The organism is Grimontia kaedaensis, assembly GCF_023746615.1.
Lineage (GTDB): Bacteria > Pseudomonadota > Gammaproteobacteria > Enterobacterales > Vibrionaceae > Enterovibrio > Enterovibrio kaedaensis.
Genome location: NZ_CP082275.1, coordinates 1,146,806 through 1,165,567, shown reverse-complemented (window position 1 = coordinate 1,165,567; position 18,762 = coordinate 1,146,806). Strand labels below are relative to the sequence as shown.

The window sequence follows — 18,762 nt, the reverse complement described above, 5'->3', positions numbered from 1 at the left end:
TCTGTTCGTCTATTGGGCGGGTTGTGTCACCAGGTTTTCCGATTCACAGGCGTAAGGCTTACGGTCAGCAACCAGCAATAACGCAGGGAGAAGGATGAAATCGACCACCAGTGCAATGAAGATGACCATGGCACTCAACATGCCCATATCAGCGTTCAAGCGGAATACGGAAGTCGCCAGCACACTAAAACCTGCCACCAGCACCACGGTGGTGATCCAAAGTGCGCGGCCAACAGTGCTGAATGCGTAACGGATACCTTCTTCTACATTGCGTCCTTGAAGGCGCGCATAGCGATACTTGGAGAGGAAGTGAACCGTGTCATCCACTACGATGCCAAGCGTAAGAGTCACGACAATAGAAAGTCCCAGATTGATTTCACCTGAAATCACAGCCCACAAACCAAAACCGATAATGGCAGGAGCAAGGTTAGGCACAAGACTGATCGCGCCCAGTCGCCATGAACGCAGCGCAAAGACCAGCAGACCAGAAATCAGCACCAGTGCTATCGGCAAGGTCTTGAGCATACTCTCCATATTGGTTTCGCCAATGTGGGCAAACATCAGGTTAGGACCAGAAGGACTCATCTCATACGGTCCCGCATTATTTGAGAACCATCGAGTCATTCGCTGCTCTAGCTCAATCATTTCCACACTACCGAGATTGGCCACTGTCAGAATTAATTTCACTGCCGACTTATCAATATTGACTTCATTGTTCAGGTCTAGGCCGTAAGGTAACGACATTTCATAGAGAAGCAGGTATTGCGCGGCTAACTCGGGATCGGTCGGCAACAGATAGTAAGCGTCATCATCACTGTGCATGTTTTTATTCAGGCGCTGGAACGTATCAGAAATAGATGCGACATGCTTGATTTCAGGCTGGGCACGAAGCCAGTCGGTAAACTGACTCACCGCTTCCAGAAACTCAGGCTGCGTAATTCCCTGAGGTTGACCAGATTTAATGGAAACGCTGATTGCGTTGGTGCCGCTAATGTTCTCTTCGATGAAATCAGCTGCCTGACGGAAGGTGTTTTCAGGGCCAAAGTATTCCACCGAGTTATCGTTTACCTGATTTTGAACCATAAGCATACCGCTCAGCACAACAACCACAGCGCTCACAGGCAAAATCATCTTATGATATCGAATCACTGAATCTGCAATCCAACCCATAATCTTGTTACCCGAACTTTGCGATTGCTTCACTTTTACAGGCATCAGTTGTAGTAATGCAGGTAGCAAGGTAACGGAGAGGAAGAACGCAATCATCACACCAACCGCCGCAAGGTTACCCATGTCTCTCAGTACCGGTGAATTTGAGGCATTCATCATCAGGAAACCGATCGATGTAGTGACCGAGGTGATCAATAGTGCAAGGAAGTTTAGCTTCAAGGCATACCTGATAGCCTCGGATTTTTCTTTCCCTTCACGAAGCGCGTGAACATAAGATGTGATCAGGTGAACACAGTCCGCCACCGCCAACGTCATGATCAGAGTTGGTACATTCACGGTGCCGTTATTGAGGTAGTGCCCCACCCAGCCAAGTAATCCCATTGTGCTGGCAATAGTGAGTACGATGACCACCAGCGTGGCGAAAACAAACTTCCACGAACGCAACATGAAACCCAGAAAGACCAGAATCACCAAGAACATCATGGGTACCAATGTATTGCCGTCATCCATAGCAGCGAGAGCAAAAGCATTGTTTAACGCAATGATCCCACCAAGATGGAACTCTACATCGCTATGCGTTTGACCAACTCTGTCGAGCAAGCGGTCAGCAAAAACAGAGATTTCATTGATTTCAACACTTTGGTCACCGTCAGGAAGTTGGAATGTAACCGTCACGACAGCAACACTGCCATCTTTCGAAATACTTGAACCTACGAGTCGCGGCTCGTTCAATGCGACATCTCGCATGTAAGTGAGACGTGAAGCATCCAACTCGATGTAATCTGCCGCCAAATCTTCTACAAGCAGGTCATCTTCTTCGGCGGACGTATGTTGATAGTTGGTAATGGAATCGACGCGGCTGGCATAAGGGGTTTGCCACGCCTCATCCGTCAACTGCTTCACCAGTGACAGATTTTCTTCGGTGAAGACATCACCATTAGCAGGTGCAACTACGATAGATAGGGTATCGGTTTTGTTGAAAGTGGCTTCCAGCTCTTTAAATGTTTGTAGTTGAGGGTTTCCTTCATCAAAAAAGATTTGATAATCACCTCGAAAGTACAAATTGGATGCACCAAACGCAGCGATTAAAGAAAGCAAAACACTGAGGATTAAAAACAGCCACGGCCTCACAGTTGGCCAATTAGACAGATCTCTTTTCATCACACACTCCATTTGTGACGATTCGTCAATAAATCTGCTTTAAAAAGCCAAATACACACTGGAACATTTGGCTAAATACAACTCTGACAGATCACGATACAGATTTGACGTTTCGTCAAATCGTTTTTAACAAAAAAGCGCATCAGCGCGGTTCATTTAAATACAGCTAAAAAATGACGATGTGTCATTTTTGACACATCGTCAATATAGGGTAATTTTCAAGCTGTGTGAAGTGTTTTCTGACGAATCGTCACAATGAATTCTGTTGATGGCTGTGAACGGTTGTTAATTTAGTGAAGCCACTTCGTCCGCATAGAGCTCTTTGAGGGCGCGATCCCAAGTTTTTGTATAATCGAACTCTGAAGAAAGAGGTTTCCACCCCATTCCATCCAACAGAAAATTAACATTCTGAAGCACTACATTGGAAGAGAGCTGCCTCGCTACACAAGTGCTGTGCTGAGCGTTGTGAACAAGTGCATTAGTGCCAAATCCCATAGCCCAGTTTGCAAACACGATAGTGTCAGTGGTGACACCTTCCTGAAGAACTAAATCACCTGACTCAAGGCCCATATCGATAAACGTATCGCCAATAGACACCGCGATTTCTTCAAGTTCATTCAGCCTTGCCAATCGTTCTGGCGCGCTTTTTTCAGTCACAGCTGGCGTGCGGCTAACCAATATACACATCGCGAGGATAGGCTCCATTCGCGAAAAAATGGAATAACCCGCATGCATCGCGACACACTTTTCACGGGTGCTGCCATTAAAATCTAAACCCGCACGCAAAATGGGAAGCTCACGACTCAATGCTTCTATCGCCAGCGCTGCAATCAAGTCTTCTTTACTGTTGAAATGATTGTATACCGTACCCTTTGAGTAAGGGCTAGCAGCAGCTACCTTGTCCATCGTTAAGTGGGCGAAGCCTTTCCGCGCAACAATTGAACGCGCAATTTCTAATAGCTCTTTTTCTCTATCGCGGATAGCCAGTTGCTTGCGGGTCAGCGTTGATTCATCAATATCTTTCAGCGCCGAAATATGACTAGCGATGGTTTGCTCTAACATAATCACTTCCTGAACAAGATCAGCTCACTTATAGCATGGAACATGACAAAACGGAAAACGGTCGCTGAATTTAAAAGCTGACAACTTGACGAAATTCAATGGTCCGGCAATCCATACATTGAGCTCAGAACTAGCGGGATAGAGACAAGCGAGGCAAAATTCTCTACAATACGCGCCCTTTGGATGCTGGATGGAAACTGGCGTCAACGAGTGTAGTAATACCGAATCTCAGGAACACAGAGATCGACGGTAAACGGTTCTTTTTTAGGCAGGTTCAGATGGCAAATCGCGACAATATTTTTGCTGCGCCAATCGAAAAACTGGGTGACTTTACCTTCGACGAAAACGTCGCCGAAGTTTTTCCGGATATGATTCAGCGCTCGGTACCGGGCTACAGCAACATCATTTCTGCAATTGGCATGCTGGCTGAACGCTTCGCCACTGATGGTAGCCGTGTTTATGACTTGGGTTGTTCACTCGGCGCAGCAACACTGTCTATGCGCCGTCATATTAAAGCGCAAAACTGCACCATTATCGGCGTTGATAACTCTCCTGCAATGGTCGAACGCTGCAAACTTCACGTGAATGCTTACCGCTCAGACACTGATGTACAAATCCTCGAAGACGATATCCGTAATGTCGATATCCAAAACGCTTCTGTGGTTGTGCTTAACTTTACCTTGCAGTTTTTGACCCCAGAGGACCGTCAGGCGCTTCTTGAGAAGATCTTCGCCGGCCTCAAGCCAGGCGGCATTCTTATTCTCTCTGAGAAATACAACTTTGCCGACGAAACCGCGAACGAGCTACTCATCGACCTGCACCATGATTTCAAACGCGCTAACGGTTACAGCGAGCTGGAAATCAGCCAAAAACGTAGCGCATTGGAGAACGTGATGAAGCCAGATAGCATCGACACCCACAAGCAACGCTTGAGTGATATCGGTTTCAGTAGCGTGGCGGTGTGGTTCCAGTGCTTTAATTTCGGCTCCATGTTTGCCATCAAGTAACTACTAGGGTCTGTTGACCCTAGCTCAACAAACTCATCGCGTTAGGTAAGCTGGCGCAACACGAAAAACCAAAAGACGATACCTATGTTCGATTTTTCTGACTTCTACCAATTGATTGCAAAAAACCGTCTGCAGAACTGGCTGAATGTATTGCCAGCGCAGTTGACGGAGTGGCAAAACCAGCCACATGGTGATCTGCCAAAATGGATGCGCGTGCTGAAGAAGATCCCAATGGATGCGCCTTCTACGATTGACCTGAAAGACAGCGTGACCATTGGTACAGAAGACGAACTGCCGGCCGGACAGCGCGCGAAGATTGAAAACCTGCTGCGCGCTTTCCACCCGTGGCGCAAAGGTCCTTACAGTGTTCATGGCATCAATATAGATACTGAGTGGCGCTCGGACTGGAAATGGGATCGCGTGCTACCGCATATCTCTCCACTGAAAGGCCGCTATGTGTTGGATGTCGGCTGTGGCAACGGCTACCACATGTGGCGCATGCTGGGTGAAGGTGCGGAGCTGACAGTGGGTATCGATCCTTCTGAGCTGTTTCTCGTTCAGTTCGAAGCGATTCGCCGAATGATGGGCAACGACCAACGAGCCCACCTGCTTCCACTGGGTATTGAAAAGCTGCCTGAGTTGAAAGCATTCGATACCGTATTCAGCATGGGCGTGCTGTACCATCGTCGTTCACCACTTGATCACTTAATCCAATTGAAAAACCAATTGGTGAAAAATGGCGAGCTTGTATTAGAAACCTTGGTGATTGATGGCGATGAAAACGCGGTGCTGGTGCCATTTAGTCGATATGCACAAATGCACAATGTCTACTTCTTCCCTTCCGCGAAAGCACTGAAAGTGTGGCTGGAGAAAGTGGGCTTCGTGGACGTTCGGATTGTTGATGAGTGTGTCACCACTACTGACGAGCAGCGCACAACAGATTGGATGACGCACAATTCGCTACCCGATTATCTTGATCCGAATGATCCAACAAAAACTGTTGAAGGTTATCCAGCGCCAAAACGCGCCATTTTGGTTGCACGTAACCCAGACTGAGACTGCTTTTTTCATGGATCTAACAGGCAGCTCAATGACTGCCTGCTAGATTCATGATGTCCAGAAAATCAGTCTCAGTGTTTTGTTGCTAGGCCTGTCTCATTACCGCAAAAAGTCCAATGAATCTTCACAAATCCGGCTTTAAATTGACCTGATTGCTATACATACATGGTAGAAAAATCGTCACGAATCAGAATGTTCCGATAATTGACAATCCTGACTCAGATATGACAAATCTCCCTTCTCGCTTCGTTTTTTTCGGGATAAACTACACTCCTATTTTCAACGCCTTAACCACCCAGCACGGAGCTACACATGCTAACTCGCGGCGGATTGCTGATTCTTTTCTCTGCTGTCCTCTCTGGCTGCAGCATTACATCTCAGGAACAGCACCAGCAAACCCTGAATGCAATCAGTAACCTAGAGACCAACATTCAGAGTGACTACTCGTCGCTAAACCAAAGTGTTCAAACACAGCAAGAACAAATCGCAACCCTTGAACAACAGGTTGCTGATATGTCTGACACACTCAAAATCATGCGTCAGAATCAAGCCCGCGAAGCTGCGAACCGAGCTGAACCGCAAGTGGTATACGTCGAGAAAGAAGTGCCTGTGCCACAAAAATCCGATAAAGCTGTGCTAGGTGAGCAAGAATGGGTTTGGATTGATGCAGCTGGATCCAACTACAAGGCCCGTGTAGACACCGGCGCAACGACGTCTTCCCTGAATGCAACTGACATTCAGGAGTTTGAACGCGACGGTAAAACTTGGGTCCGCTTCAGTCTTGCGCATACCCAAAATGGCGAGGGTGAGTCCGAACCGCTGGCAACGATTGAAGCACCGGTGACCCGCTGGGTGAAGATCCGTCAAGCTTCCACTGAAGGTCTGGAGCGTCGTCCGGTTATAGAACTGCGTGTCAGACTGGGTGAGCTGCATGAAAAAACGCAATTTACGCTGGCAGACCGTTCGCACATGGAATTCCCGGTTCTTCTGGGCCGCGAATTCTTTAAAGACATAGCCGTCGTTGACGTCTCTCAGTCTTACATCCATCCAAAGTTTGTTGCCGAAAAGAAATAGCGCACTGAACTTCAACCCACAGTGCCATTAACGAGGAAAGAATGACTTCACGCGTTCCTTTTTATTTACTCATTAGCCTGCTGATCATTGTCGGCATGAGCATGAGTATCTACCGCCATAACGTCTACGGTGTGCCGTGGACAGCGGGACAAAAACACCAAGTGTGGGAAGTGGAAGCCCGCGTTGAATTCGAAGCCAAAGGCGAGCCAGTTAAAGTATCACTGGCAACGCCGGATACACAGGAAGGCTTTACCCTCATTAATGAAAACACCAGCTCACCGGGCTACGGGTTTGCATTGATCAATACCCAAGATGGACGCAGAGCGGAGTGGAGCAAGCGCGAAGCGAGCGGGCAACAAATCCTCTATTTCAAAAACCAAATGCTGGTTGATGAAAATGCCAACTACCCTACTGAGCCTCCTCTCGGTGAAGTCACCCCTGCCGTGCTTGATGGCCCTATACAAACGGCGGCAGATGCCCTTCTAGAACAAGCAAGACAACGCTCCGCAGACAATGTGACACTCGCACGTGAGCTCATCAAACAGTTCAACGACAAAGAAAGCCAAAACGCAGCCCTACTCACCAAAGAGATGAGCAAAGCTCAGGCTATTGTCGCGATACTTTCTTTGGAAGGTATCCATGCCCGCGTTGTCGGGGCGTTGCAACTGGAAGACGGACGTCGTCGCCAAAGCGTTATTCCAATGGTCGAAATTTGGGATAATGAAGAGTGGCAGCTGTTTAACCTAGATACCGGAACAGAAGATTCTTTCGACAATCTATTGATCTGGAATCAAAAAGGCACACCTTTACTTGAAGTCATGGGTGGCACCAACAGCCAGGTCAGCTTCTCCATCATCGCGCAGGATATAAGCCCTCAACAGGCAACCGACGAGAAAATACAGGCCGAAAGCCTGTTGAATTTTTCAATTCACAGTCTGCCTATTGAAGAACAGGCAATGTTCAAAACCATCATGCTGATCCCAATCGGGGCCCTGATTGTGGTATTGCTTCGCGTGCTGGTGGGTCTGAAAACCTCAGGTACCTTCATGCCCGTGCTGATCGCTGTTGCCTTTGTTCAAACCCAGTTGGTACCCGGTCTGGTGGGCTTCTTACTGATTGTCGGGACGGGTCTGGTTATCCGAAGTTACCTCTCAAGACTCAACCTCCTGCTCGTGGCGAGGATATCTGCCGTGATTATCACGGTGATTATGATTATCTCTGTCTTCACGGTCGTCGCGTTCAAGATTGGATTGGTTGAAGGCCTGACAATCACCTTCTTCCCAATGATTATCCTTTCCTGGACCATCGAGCGTATGTCGATCCTTTGGGAAGAAGAAGGTGCGAAGCAAGTGCTTATTCAAGGTGGTGGCTCGCTGTTGACTGCCGTGTTGGTTTACCTTGCAATGACCAATGATTTCGTGCGCCATCTTACCTTTAACTTCGTTGGTATTCAGTTGGTGATTCTTGCACTGATCCTGATGTTGGGTAACTACACTGGCTACCGCCTGAGCGAATTGAAGCGATTCAAGCCACTGGTGAAGGATTAAGGCATGCTGGATTTCCTAAAGAAATACACATCGCCTTTTAAGCTACACAGTGCAGGCATCATGGGAATGAACCGCCGGAATATCAGCTATATCGGCCGATACAACAAGCGTAGTTTGTTCCCTCTGGTGGATAACAAGCTGAAAACCAAACAGATTGCACAGCGAGCCGGTGCAACGGTACCCGAGCTTATTGGTGTGATCAGTGAACAGCACGATGTGCCATCTATCCACGAGATGGTTAAAGACTGGCCAGGATTTGTGATAAAACCCGCTCAGGGCTCAGGTGGTAAAGGTATTCTGGTGGTAACCTCAAACAAAGATGGCGTTTACAAAAAGCCATCTGGCGCTGAGGTCAGCAAAGAAGAAGTAGAACGCCACATCACCAACACTTTGGCGGGTTTGTTCTCGCTGGGTGGTAAGAACGACGTCGCTGTCGTAGAAAACCTTATTCAGTTCGATGACGTGTTTGATGGTTTCAGCTACGAAGGTGTGCCGGATATCCGCGTTATCGTATTCAAAGGTTACCCTGTGATGGCGATGATGCGTCTTTCTACTGCCGCTTCCGATGGTAAAGCTAACCTTCACCAAGGTGCAGTGGGCGTGGGCATTGATATCGCCACAGGCAAAGCGTTGCGTGCTGTGCAGTTCAACCGCCCTATTGAGCATCACCCTGACACAGGTCGTCTACTGAGTGAGCTCCATGTCCCGCACTGGGAGCTATTGCTGACTCTCGCTGCAAGCGCATGGGAAATGACAGGCCTTGGCTATCTCGGCACGGATATGGTGCTCGACAAAGAAAAGGGCCCGATGGTGCTGGAGCTCAATGCCCGTCCTGGTCTGGCGATTCAAATTGCCAATGGTTGTGGACTGCTGCCAAGACTTCGTCATATCGAAGCCATGGGAGAAACAGCGCATCTCACCACCCCAGAAGAGCGTGTCGCTTACGCTGCGAAAAATTTTTCCGGCACCTACACACCAGGACATTAAGTTCAATAAAGATACATCAATCGGGCTTCAGCCCGATTTTGTTTCAGACGAACTCTGCCCTTTCCCATTTCCATCCAGTTTCAGTAAGCTAGGGTTATTGACCCCTAAGGAACACTGAGAATGGACGCATCAACCCACCAATTTAATTTTGATAAAGAAGTCGACCGCACAAAAAGCCACAGCGACAAATGGGACAAATATAAAGGCCAGGACATCCTTCCAATGTGGGTTGCTGACAGTGATTTCCAATCCCCACCAGCGGTCATCGATGCACTCCAAGAGCGCGTATCACACGGCGTGTTTGGTTATACCCATGCGTCAGATACCTTGACTGAGATTTTCGTCGACCGCATGAAATCCCGCTACAACTGGGACATTCAACCTGAGTGGGTAGTCTACCTTCCCGGTTTGGTTTGCGGACTTAACATCGCCGCCCGTGCTTTAACAGATGAAGGCCAAACCATCATCAGCCCTAGTCCAATCTATCCACCTTTCATCTCTTCCGCCAAGTTTGCTGAGCGCCCGTTAGTGAAAGCCTCAGTCAAGCTAAAAGATGGCCGCTGGATGCCGGATTTGGAAGAAGCTGGAGAGCAACTCTCTGGTAAAGGCGGCTTACTTCAAATGTGTAACCCGCTAAATCCGGGTGGAACGGTGTATACACGCAAGGAATTGGAAGCGACGCTAGCGTTTGCGGAGAAACATGATTTGTTTGTGTGTTCAGACGAAATCCATTGCGACTTGATTCTCGACGGAGGCAAGCAACATATTCCATTCGCAAGCATTAGTGAAAGTGCCGAACAGCGCAGCGTGACGCTCATGGCACCGAGCAAAACCTTCAACATCGCTGGGCTTGGTGCGTCAATTGCCATTATTCCGAATGCGAAACTTCGCCAGCGCTTTAGTAAGATCAAGCGCGGTATCGTACCGGGGGTTAACGTATTGGCCTTCACCGCTGCCGAAGCAGCTTATCAACATGGCGAAGCCTGGCTTCAAGAGCAACTTTGCTATCTGGCAGGCCACCGCGATTACCTGATGCAGGAAATAAACGCCCTGCCCGGCATGAAGCTGGAGCACATCGAAGCCACTTACCTTGCCTGGATTGATTGCAGTGAATTGGCTGTCGACAATCCTCATCGTTTCTTTGAGGAAGCAGGCGTGGGTCTTTCACCTGGGTTGGATTTTGGTAACCGTAAGTTCGTCAGGCTGAACTTCGGGTGTACCCGTAAAACGCTGGAAGAGGCAGTGCGTAGAATGAAAGCTGCGATCAGCTCACTTTCTTAACCACTTCGGTTCAAAGAAAAACAGCGCCAAAAGGCGCTGTTTTTGTCTGTTCGTTATACCTGATTAACGCTTAGTACGAAAACCTCGGTGACACGCTTTACAAGAGCGGTCAGCACTTTTGATTGCCGCTTCCAAAGCATCATCATCTTGCGCTACGGCTGCATCAGCCATCGAAACAAAGCTGGTTTGCAGACCATCAAGACCAGATTCAAACTTATCCCACTTCGTCCAAACAGCTGGCTTACTGCGGCTGTCAAAGCTACTGCCTTCCGGGAACATCCCTTTCAGCGCGCCGACTGTATCGGCGTTTTTGATTGCCAGATTGCGGATGATTTCCCAATCCGAGTCACTGCCATCTTCGGCTTTCTTCAAGCTTTTGAATGTGTCTGCGATAGAGAGGAAGTTTTGCTGGCGATTATCAATCACTTCAGAAAAATCCTGCGCCATCGCTGCACCAGCCACCATCAGCAGAGCACTGACCAACCCGATTGCTTTACTTCTTGTTGCAATTCTTTTCACGACTTTATCCCTGTAATGCTGTTGAATCGACGAATAACATCATAAAACCTAACAATTTTATGGCTATTTCTGTTAAAACTCGACAGAAAATTTGTAACGTTTCGCGTTAAACTCCAAGCCTACATTTTCCGGGAAAATCAGGAACAAATCATGAAGATATGGGACGCACCGACTCGCATTTATCATTGGCTACAAGCCGTATTGTTTACGGCGATGTGTGTAACCGGATTTCTTCAAGAGGGTCCACACCTGACCATTGGCCTCGCACTCGCTGCGTTGCTGGTTTGGCGAATCCTATGGGGTTTAGTAGGCAGCAAGACCAGTCAATTCCTGCATTTTGTAAAATCACCGCGTTCAGCCGTGAACTACCTCCTCGGTAAAGAGGAGCATGACGGCGTCGGCCATAACCCTGCCGGCGGACTCATGGTTATTATCATGCTGTCATTGTTGGTGTTTCAGTGTTTTATAGGGATGGCCCAAGCGGGGTATTTTGATGATTACATCAGCGACGAAAGCTGGCTGTATGACATTGACCTTCTGGCTGCTCTCCACCTTTATGGCGCGTATTTATTGATTGGATTAGTTGGTGTGCACCTAGCCGCCATCGCAACATACAGTGCAAAAGGACAATCATTGGTAACAGCGATGATTACGGGAAGGCAATCCCAGTTGCAGCCCACTTCCCTGTTCTTCCGGTCGAACACACGTGCGGGGGCAATACTGCTCGGGATAGGTGGATTTCTCACTTACTTCGTTTCTGGTTGAGACAAAAACAGCGCCCCGCAGGCGCTGTTTTTTATTCAATTATCGGTTAAGCAATGATGCCAGCTACTTCCCGAACCAGCACGGCCAATTCATCCCAGCGAGCCTCATCAATCAGGTTATTTGGCACCATCCAGGTTCCGCCACAAGCAATCACGGAAGATACCGCTAAGTAGTCCTTCACATTCTTGGGGCTCACGCCGCCAGTCGGCATAAACTTCACTGGATACACTGCTGACATGGCTTTCAGCATGGCAACACCGCCAGAGGCTTCAGCAGGGAAGAATTTCAAGGTTTTCAAACCCATTTCCATCGCCTGTTCAACCAGACTTGGATTATTCACGCCCGGTACAATCGCCATACCTTTTTCCTGGCAGTACTTTACCGTGGTCGGGTTAAAGCCCGGACTCACCACAAAATCGACACCCGCTTCGATAGCAGCATCGACCTGCTCTTTGTTGAGCACGGTACCTGCACCAATCAGCATGTCAGGAAATGCATCTCTCATGTTGCGTATGGCCTGCGCCGCCTGCTCGGTGCGGAAAGTCACTTCTGCGCACGGCAACCCGTTTTCAATCAACACTTCTGCCAGCTTCGCCGCTTTTGATGCGTCGCTGATAGCAATTACTGGCACCACTTTGATGGCATCAAGTTTCTTTTCAATTTCAGTCATCGTTCTACCTTAAATCGTGGGCATGGCGCTTAATGGAATGATTGCACCATGATGTTGAATCACTTGTCCAGCCAGCTTGTGACCAGCGTGAGCGGCCGCTTCCACGCCACCGCCAGTTAATCGTTTAGCGAGATACCCTGCACTGAAAGAATCCCCCGCTGCTGTCGTATCGACCACCTGAATCACTTTCTCTGCTGAGACTTCTGTGCGTTTCTGGTGGGTGAACACTTCGCAAGGTTTAGCACCATGCTTATAAACCACTTCGCTGACACCAAGGCTTTGAGTACGCAGCAATGACGCTTCTACCGTTTCATCTCCCCAGAGCGACTGCTCATCATCAAATGTCAGCATAGCAATGTTAGTAAGCGCTAACATTTCTCGATAGGCAGCCTGAGCTTCATCAAACGAATCCCAAAGCGCGGGCCGGAAGTTATTGTCGAACACCACCCTGCAATGAGGTTTGATAACGGAAAGAAGAGAGAACAGTATCTGTCGCGCTTCACGCGGCAAAATAGCCAGACTGATACCGCTTAAATAGATGAGGTCAAAGCCCTTCAGGCTGGCTTTAAGCGACTCAGTGTCGGTTTCATTTAGCCAAAACTTTGCCGCGGAGTCATTACGCCAATAATGGAAACGCCGCTCGCCATTTGGTTCAGTGGAAATACTGTAAAGGCCTGGAAGTTTGGTTGCGCTGCGATGAACGTATTGGGTATTAATGCCTTCCGCTTTCCAGCGTGCGAGCAACTCTTCACTGAAGGCATCTAAGCCTAAGCCAGTGAGATAGGCAATGTCCGCTTCTGGAAGCAACCGACTCAGGTAAACCGCGGTATTCAGCGTGTCTCCACCCATTCCTTGCACAAGCGCATCGCCTTGGCGACTAAGCTCTACCATGCATTCACCAATGAGTGCGATGCGCAGTGTCATAACGTTCTGAAGTCCCCAAGAAAATCGAACGCCAACTATGGCATAAAGCCTTTGCATATGACATTGCAAGGCCGCCACACATCTTTCATCTGTGATGGAGCACATTGTTTTAAAAAGGGTTAACTTGTTTTTCTACCTAGGGAGCATATTTCATGCGACTTATCTGCTATCGCTCTCTCATTTTCAGCCTCGTAAGATACTGATCTATAGCGATATGTGATTGCCTTCTCAGTCGAATCAAGATGCAACATTTCTCCAGTAAAGGGCTTATTTGTCCAATATATTAAGCAAAATGCCGGGAGCATAATCAGACCAACTCAAAACACAAATCTAATAACTCGAACTTAAAGGTCTGAATCATGAAAACGAATGTTGCTGAACTAAAACGGCACCTTCTCACCGGCACCAGCCACATGCTTCCATTCGTTGTTGCAGGTGTTGTTCTGCTGGCTCTGTCAGTGATGCTGAACGGCAAAGGTGCAGTGCCAGAAGGTGTATTCCTGGAAGGTCTGTGGGACATGGGTATCGCAGGTTTCACCCTGTTTGTACTGGTTCTGGGTGGCTACATTGCTTACTCTATCGCTGACCACTCTGCACTGGCACTGGCACCGGGTATGATTGGTACTTACCTGGCTAACCAGGTTCAAGCTGGCTTCCTTGGCGCTATCGTGGTGGGTTTCATCGCCGGTTACGTCGTTCTGCAACTGAAGCGCATCCCTCTTTCCAACAAGCTTAAAGCGCTGTCTACCTACTTTATTATCCCTATCGGCGGTACCTTCATCGTGTCTGCACTGGTGGTATGGGTTATCGGTCAACCAATCAGCAGCATTCATGGCATTCATGAACGAAGGTCTGCAATCCATGGCTGGCGCTTCTAGAGCGATTCTGGGTGCGGTACTGGGCGGTATGGTCGGTAACATCTTGGGCTTTATGGCGGGAGTTCTGAACCACGCACCATGGGGTGGTCTGATTGTCCGCCCAGTTGTCGAAAGTCGAATGATGTATGTCGTCGCGGTCATCATCGGTGCAGCAACCACAGCACTGATTGTGAACGCACTGAAGAAGGGAAATACGCCGATTACGTCACCTACGTCCGACTTGACCGCGCCAAATTTATGCTTAAGAAGTACAACTTTAAAGTGCACGAAATCGCCCACCGCTGTGGATTTAAAGACACCAATTACTTTTGCAGGGTGTTTAAGCAGAAGACGGGAAACCGCCGCGTGAGTATCGGTTGGGGGCCGTGTAGCGTTTCGGCAACATTTTTTAGAAGAAGCGATTCCAACTACGACCCACACCACTCTAGAAAGCCTTCGATAACATTTGAGGACGTAGTAAGCGACATTTGACCAATCCAAGTCAGAGTATTTGTTTTAAAACGTTTTTGCCCCAATTCCACCCTAATCTCATATGCTTTACATTATTGAAAACTCAACACTTACGATATTTCTTATAATTTGCAGTAAGCATATTCCTATATATACACATAGTGTCATTTAAGGCAACTGAGCAGATGATTGCAACAAACCATCATATTGATAAACAATTAACTTCTATAATTAAAATCAGATATGGTTACTGGAACATGAATGATTTAACCAAGGAGGAAATTATGTTAAGTGTCATCAGGTGCATATTTTTTCCACTTTTTTTATCTTTACTGATTGGATGCCAATCCAAGTTAGCCACCAATGATAAAAATCAACAACATTCTTTTTTCGAGATGGCAAAAAGAGGGGCTGAATTAGGAGATCCTGTGGATCAGTATTTTCTAGCGAATATGTATCAGGAAGGGCGCAATGGTCTTACTCCTAACACATATAAAGCTAAACATTGGTACGAAAAATCAGCAATACAGGGCAATGCAAGGGCTCAGAATAATTTAGGGCGGATATATGAAGCAGGGCTCGGTACAAATGTTGATAATACGAAAGCTTATTATTGGTATAATTTGTCAGCTCAGCAAGGTCATCGAATTGCATTGTATAATCTCGCGAGTTTGTACCTTAATGGTAAAGGTGTAAAATCAGATAAAGAGAAGGCTAGGCATTATTTCGAGCTTTCTGCAAAGAAAAAATTTAGTAACGCTCAGCATAATCTTGGTGTTCTATATGAAAATGGGGATGGTGTTGAACAGAACTATAAACTGGCTTTCGCGTGGTATTCTGCTGCAAGGACTTTTGACCCTAGAGTTCAAGAGTCTTTAGATAGACTAACTGTCAAAATAGGTGATGAAATCGACGAAGCTAAGATTTTTGCAAGCTCTTATATAATAAAATTCGGTAAGGAAAAATAATTAACCCTAAGGTATATTGAATACAAAAAACTTTTCTTGGAGTTAGTATACTTTATCAGAAACACCTATTTACGAGTACCGCTCTCAACTAACTTCTGTCCACATTCTATCTCCAACACTACCCACCCTATCAACAAAAAAGCCGCTCGTAGGGAGCGGCGAATAGATACCCGTTTAATTGGGTGTTTGAGTTACATGGTTTTTATAATGCTAGTTCTGACATCAGGAAGACGATCATTTCGTCTTCCGTATTCATCGTGTTAAGGGTGTTTCTGAAATTCTCGTGGATCAGTTTGCGGGCAAGACCCGAGAAGATACGCATGTGCTGATCGCCCTGGTTTTTGTTCAGGGTCAGCATGATCACAAACTCTACTTCGCTGTCCTTTTATTCCGTCCCAGCATCAACAAGATCTCTAAACCGAAGATAAGAAGAGACGGAGAAAAAGCATCGCTCTAAATCAAAGACTCCAAAACCTTTTCAACGGTAATGACCCCCTTCAGACTGACTGAATTCAATTCATCAGAAAAATCTATGTGGCCTGAATTGAGCCCTCGAGTCATTTCTACAAACCCAGAAATGGCTTGTTCTGAAAACCCCATACCTCCAATAGCATTTTTCCAATCTGACTCCGGTATAGAAATAGCCGTGATTGGTTTTCCAAGCTTTAGAGCCAGGCTATTCGCTACATCTCTAGGCGAATAGCGATTGGGGCCTTCAAGGTCAAGAATACGTATACCGTCCCAGTCAGTATTGAGCGATTCTGCGGCTATTCGACCAATATCTCCTGTCGCTATCATAGGAAGCTTTCGATCTAAGGGTGAAAGAAAACTTGGTAGCCTCCCTTGCCCACTGGCTATTTTCACAAGCGGTGCCCAGTTTTCCATAAAGTATGCAGCACGCAAGAAAGTTACGTTCAGTCCACTACTACCCAGTATCTCTTCAAGCTTTCTGTTCATCCCTATCCAACCAGCATTATCAGCTTGATGAGCGCCAACGGACGAAAGAGCGACTAGCTTAGGTAGCTTCGAGACTAAAGCCGCTTTTGTGATAGATTGCGCCATCGATTCCGCTTGTGAAAAAAGCGCCTTTGACGAATATTGCGGCGGACTCACGATATAAGCACCGTCAGCGCCAGAAAACACCTCACTTAATGCAGGCACGTCATTGATATCAGCTAAGGCAACCTCTGCTCCAAGCTCGATCCACTCCTTTGCTCTCGAAGCGTCACGCATGACCACTCTTACTCGTTTGTTGTCGTTTAATAACGTCTTGGCTGCTACTGAACCCGTGCGGCCAGTCACACCCATGACGACATACAGTTTGGTTTCTATCATCTACTTTCCCCTTTAAATCAGAGCAATGGATTCGAATAAGCAGATGCTATAGAGTCAAAAGACATAATTGAAATGCATATAGGTTATAGTGAGCATGCATAATATGGATATCTATCAGGTCGATCTTAATCTTCTTAAATTGTTCGATGCATTACTCAAAGAAGGCAGTGTGACAGGTGCAGGAGCTCGACTAGGCCTAAGCCAACCTGCTGCAAGTCGTGGGCTGGCGCGTTTACGTAAGATTCTGAATGACCAGTTAATTGTTCGCACAACAGGAGGCTGGGAGTTAACGCCAAAAGCTATCACGTTGTCACCTCAAGTGATCAAATTGCTTGATGATGCACGCTCAATCATTACTCCCTCTAAGTTCTGTCCAGGTAGTGCTTCGGGGCGATTTGTTGTTGCAACAGCCGATCATTTAGCCTTTTTATTGATGCCAGAAATCGTTAAAAAGCTGGCTTCATCAGCTCCTGGAATGGATCTCATTGTCCCCCCGCAATCGGGCGATAATATTGATTTGATTGCGCAGGGAGATGCTGATCTTGCAATAGGATCCTTTCACGACTTACCTGCTAGGTTTCACTGCAGAACACTTTATGAAGAAGACTTTGTTTGCGTTGTTCGCCAAGAACATCCAGTTATTCAAGATAAGTTAACAATCAGGAAGTTTGCATCGATGGAGCACATATCAGTCGTTATCACGGGGTACGGAAGCAGTCCTGTAGATAAAGCTCTACAGCAAAATGGACTCAGCAGGAGAGTAACAGTAAAAACGCCGCACTTTCTGGTTGCAGCAAGTATCGTGGCAGACAGCGATTTAATTCTTACCATTCCACGCAAGTTAGCTCGTAAATTGTCGAAATTAGTAAGGCTGCACACTCTTGAACTTCCAATCAAAGTTCAAACTTTCACGCCCTCAATCATTTGGCATGAAAAACTACACTATGACCCTGCCCATGTTTGGCTTCGAAGCCAAATTGTAGATGCTGCTCAGGGATTGTAGAAAAACTTCATCCCCCTAATGTTCAAAGGAATATTAGGTAACCCCCCTATACACCTTCTAATGCGACAAAAAAGCCGCTCGTAGGGAGCGGCGAATAGATACCCGTTTAATTGGGTGTTTGGGTTACATGGTTTTTATAATGCTAGTTCTAACGTCAGGAAGACGATCATTTCGTCTTCCGTATTCATCGTGTTAAGGGTGTTTCTGAAATTTTCATGGATCAGTTTGCGGGCAAGACCCGAGAAGATACGCATGTGCTGATCGTCCTGGTTTTTGTTCAGGGTCAGCATGATCACAAACTCTACTTCGCCGTCTTCTTCTTCACTCCAACGCACTGGTTTGTTCAGTCGGGCAATGGAAATCTACGAATAAACAACGTTGTCTGACTTGGTATGCGGAATCGCAAATCCATTACCTAGGCCGGTCGTCAAGACTTCTTCACGCGCCCTGATATCATCTTCCAGCTCTCCCACCAAATTGGTACGGCTTTGAATGCCAAGGTTACCCACCAACGTTTGAATCGCTTTTTCCTTAAAGTTGAAATCTTAATCCAAGAGCACATATTCTGTCGCTAAAAGTGGCTTATCTTCCTGTGAGCGGCTGAATGCTTCCAGTAAATGTTCGACTTATTCCATAGTCGCGCAGTGACAAGCCTGAATGAAAAGCTCACGGCAAAGCTAGGCATCCAATTGGCTCAATTGCGCCTTGGTGGTCGCAATGGGTCGCTACCGGTTCGTCAAAGACGTACTGGAAAGTGTTGAACTGGTTTCTCCTTCTCCCGGAATGGAGACCCACAAAACCCACAATTTGCTCTGTCCACTTGGCTCAGAGAAAAGATCCAAAGTGCGAACGTTCATTAATTGGGTGGCCGGACAAATTGACCAAACGAACTAACAAGAAGC

The 18,762-nt window shown here is 47.2% G+C and carries 16 protein-coding genes and 4 pseudogenes; 12 read left to right on the top strand and 8 right to left on the bottom strand.

Going from position 1 to position 18,762, the window contains the following annotated elements; all coding sequences use genetic code 11:
- Nucleotides 1-9: 9 nt before the first annotated feature.
- Both K6Q96_RS05560 and K6Q96_RS05555 read right to left on the bottom strand, forming a co-directional pair.
- Nucleotides 10-2,343: an efflux RND transporter permease subunit gene (locus K6Q96_RS05560; RefSeq protein WP_434802160.1), complete on the bottom strand. Its 2,334-nt coding sequence runs from the start codon at nt 2,341-2,343 to the stop codon at nt 10-12.
- A gap of 273 nt (nt 2,344-2,616) precedes the next feature.
- On the bottom strand, nt 2,617-3,393 hold the full coding sequence (locus K6Q96_RS05555; RefSeq protein WP_251878485.1) for a TetR/AcrR family transcriptional regulator: 777 nt from the start codon (nt 3,391-3,393) through the stop codon (nt 2,617-2,619).
- A gap of 278 nt (nt 3,394-3,671) precedes the next feature.
- Between K6Q96_RS05555 and cmoA the strand changes: the two genes are divergently transcribed.
- The 6 genes from cmoA (at nt 3,672) to K6Q96_RS05525 (ending at nt 10,348) form a co-directional block, all read left to right on the top strand.
- Nucleotides 3,672-4,400, top strand: coding sequence for a carboxy-S-adenosyl-L-methionine synthase CmoA (cmoA, locus tag K6Q96_RS05550; protein ID WP_251878484.1), 729 nt, complete (start codon nt 3,672-3,674; stop codon nt 4,398-4,400).
- A gap of 84 nt (nt 4,401-4,484) precedes the next feature.
- Entirely contained in the window at nt 4,485-5,456 is a 972-nt protein-coding gene (cmoB, locus tag K6Q96_RS05545; RefSeq protein ID WP_251878482.1) for a tRNA 5-methoxyuridine(34)/uridine 5-oxyacetic acid(34) synthase CmoB, read from the top strand.
- 315 nt (nt 5,457-5,771) lie between these two features.
- Nucleotides 5,772-6,533, top strand: a complete 762-nt coding sequence (locus tag K6Q96_RS05540; RefSeq protein ID WP_251878480.1) for an ATP-dependent zinc protease family protein — start codon at nt 5,772-5,774, stop codon at nt 6,531-6,533.
- A 41-nt stretch (nt 6,534-6,574) separates the two neighbouring features.
- Nucleotides 6,575-8,080 (top strand): inactive transglutaminase family protein, encoded by a 1,506-nt coding sequence (locus K6Q96_RS05535; RefSeq protein ID WP_251878479.1) that lies wholly within the window; start codon nt 6,575-6,577, stop codon nt 8,078-8,080.
- Between the two features lie 3 nt (nt 8,081-8,083).
- Nucleotides 8,084-9,067: an alpha-L-glutamate ligase-like protein gene (locus K6Q96_RS05530; protein WP_251878477.1), complete on the top strand. Its 984-nt coding sequence runs from the start codon at nt 8,084-8,086 to the stop codon at nt 9,065-9,067.
- Between the two features lie 120 nt (nt 9,068-9,187).
- Nucleotides 9,188-10,348, top strand: a complete 1,161-nt coding sequence (locus K6Q96_RS05525) for a MalY/PatB family protein (RefSeq protein WP_251878475.1) — start codon at nt 9,188-9,190, stop codon at nt 10,346-10,348.
- A gap of 63 nt (nt 10,349-10,411) precedes the next feature.
- Here K6Q96_RS05525 and K6Q96_RS05520 read toward each other — a convergent pair whose 3' ends face one another.
- Complete coding sequence (locus tag K6Q96_RS05520) at nt 10,412-10,867, bottom strand: c-type cytochrome (protein ID WP_251878474.1); 456 nt, start codon at nt 10,865-10,867, stop codon at nt 10,412-10,414.
- Between the two features lie 150 nt (nt 10,868-11,017).
- Here K6Q96_RS05520 and K6Q96_RS05515 point away from each other — a divergent pair, with 150 nt between their 5' ends.
- A complete protein-coding gene (locus K6Q96_RS05515; RefSeq protein WP_251878472.1) occupies nt 11,018-11,632 on the top strand; it encodes a cytochrome b/b6 domain-containing protein in 615 nt (204 codons plus the stop codon).
- Between the two features lie 46 nt (nt 11,633-11,678).
- Here K6Q96_RS05515 and K6Q96_RS05510 read toward each other — a convergent pair whose 3' ends face one another.
- Nucleotides 11,679-12,302, bottom strand: a complete 624-nt coding sequence (locus tag K6Q96_RS05510) for a bifunctional 4-hydroxy-2-oxoglutarate aldolase/2-dehydro-3-deoxy-phosphogluconate aldolase (protein ID WP_062662438.1) — start codon at nt 12,300-12,302, stop codon at nt 11,679-11,681.
- Nucleotides 12,303-12,311: 9 nt separating this feature from the next.
- Nucleotides 12,312-13,226, bottom strand: coding sequence for a 2-dehydro-3-deoxygluconokinase (gene kdgK, locus K6Q96_RS05505; protein ID WP_251878470.1), 915 nt, complete (start codon nt 13,224-13,226; stop codon nt 12,312-12,314).
- Between the two features lie 359 nt (nt 13,227-13,585).
- Here kdgK and K6Q96_RS05500 point away from each other — a divergent pair, with 359 nt between their 5' ends.
- From K6Q96_RS05500 to K6Q96_RS05490, 3 genes and pseudogenes are all read left to right on the top strand, one after another.
- Nucleotides 13,586-14,104: a PTS sugar transporter subunit IIC gene (locus K6Q96_RS05500; protein ID WP_251878468.1), complete on the top strand. Its 519-nt coding sequence runs from the start codon at nt 13,586-13,588 to the stop codon at nt 14,102-14,104.
- Between the two features lie 195 nt (nt 14,105-14,299).
- A pseudogene (locus K6Q96_RS05495) lies at nt 14,300-14,475 on the top strand (helix-turn-helix transcriptional regulator); the annotation flags it as partial.
- 264 nt (nt 14,476-14,739) lie between these two features.
- Nucleotides 14,740-15,522 carry a tetratricopeptide repeat protein gene (locus tag K6Q96_RS05490; protein ID WP_251878466.1) on the top strand — a complete coding sequence of 261 codons (783 nt, stop codon included), beginning with the start codon at nt 14,740-14,742 and terminating at the stop codon, nt 15,520-15,522.
- Nucleotides 15,523-15,724: 202 nt separating this feature from the next.
- On the opposite strand, the pseudogene K6Q96_RS05485 reads toward K6Q96_RS05490, so the two are convergent.
- A pseudogene (locus tag K6Q96_RS05485) lies at nt 15,725-15,907 on the bottom strand (PTS sugar transporter subunit IIA); the annotation flags it as partial.
- A 68-nt stretch (nt 15,908-15,975) separates the two neighbouring features.
- Nucleotides 15,976-16,857 carry an NmrA family NAD(P)-binding protein gene (locus K6Q96_RS05480; RefSeq protein ID WP_251878464.1) on the bottom strand — a complete coding sequence of 294 codons (882 nt, stop codon included), beginning with the start codon at nt 16,855-16,857 and terminating at the stop codon, nt 15,976-15,978.
- A gap of 103 nt (nt 16,858-16,960) precedes the next feature.
- On the opposite strand from K6Q96_RS05480, the gene K6Q96_RS05475 reads away from it, so the two are divergent.
- On the top strand, nt 16,961-17,860 hold the full coding sequence (locus K6Q96_RS05475; RefSeq protein WP_251878462.1) for a LysR family transcriptional regulator: 900 nt from the start codon (nt 16,961-16,963) through the stop codon (nt 17,858-17,860).
- A gap of 134 nt (nt 17,861-17,994) precedes the next feature.
- Here the strand turns inward: K6Q96_RS05475 and K6Q96_RS05470 are convergent.
- Nucleotides 17,995-18,390, bottom strand: a pseudogene (locus K6Q96_RS05470) (PTS sugar transporter subunit IIA); the annotation flags it as partial.
- A gap of 181 nt (nt 18,391-18,571) precedes the next feature.
- Between K6Q96_RS05470 and K6Q96_RS24990 the strand changes: the two are divergent.
- A pseudogene (locus K6Q96_RS24990) lies at nt 18,572-18,754 on the top strand (transcriptional regulator); the annotation flags it as partial.
- Nucleotides 18,755-18,762: the final 8 nt, after the last annotated feature.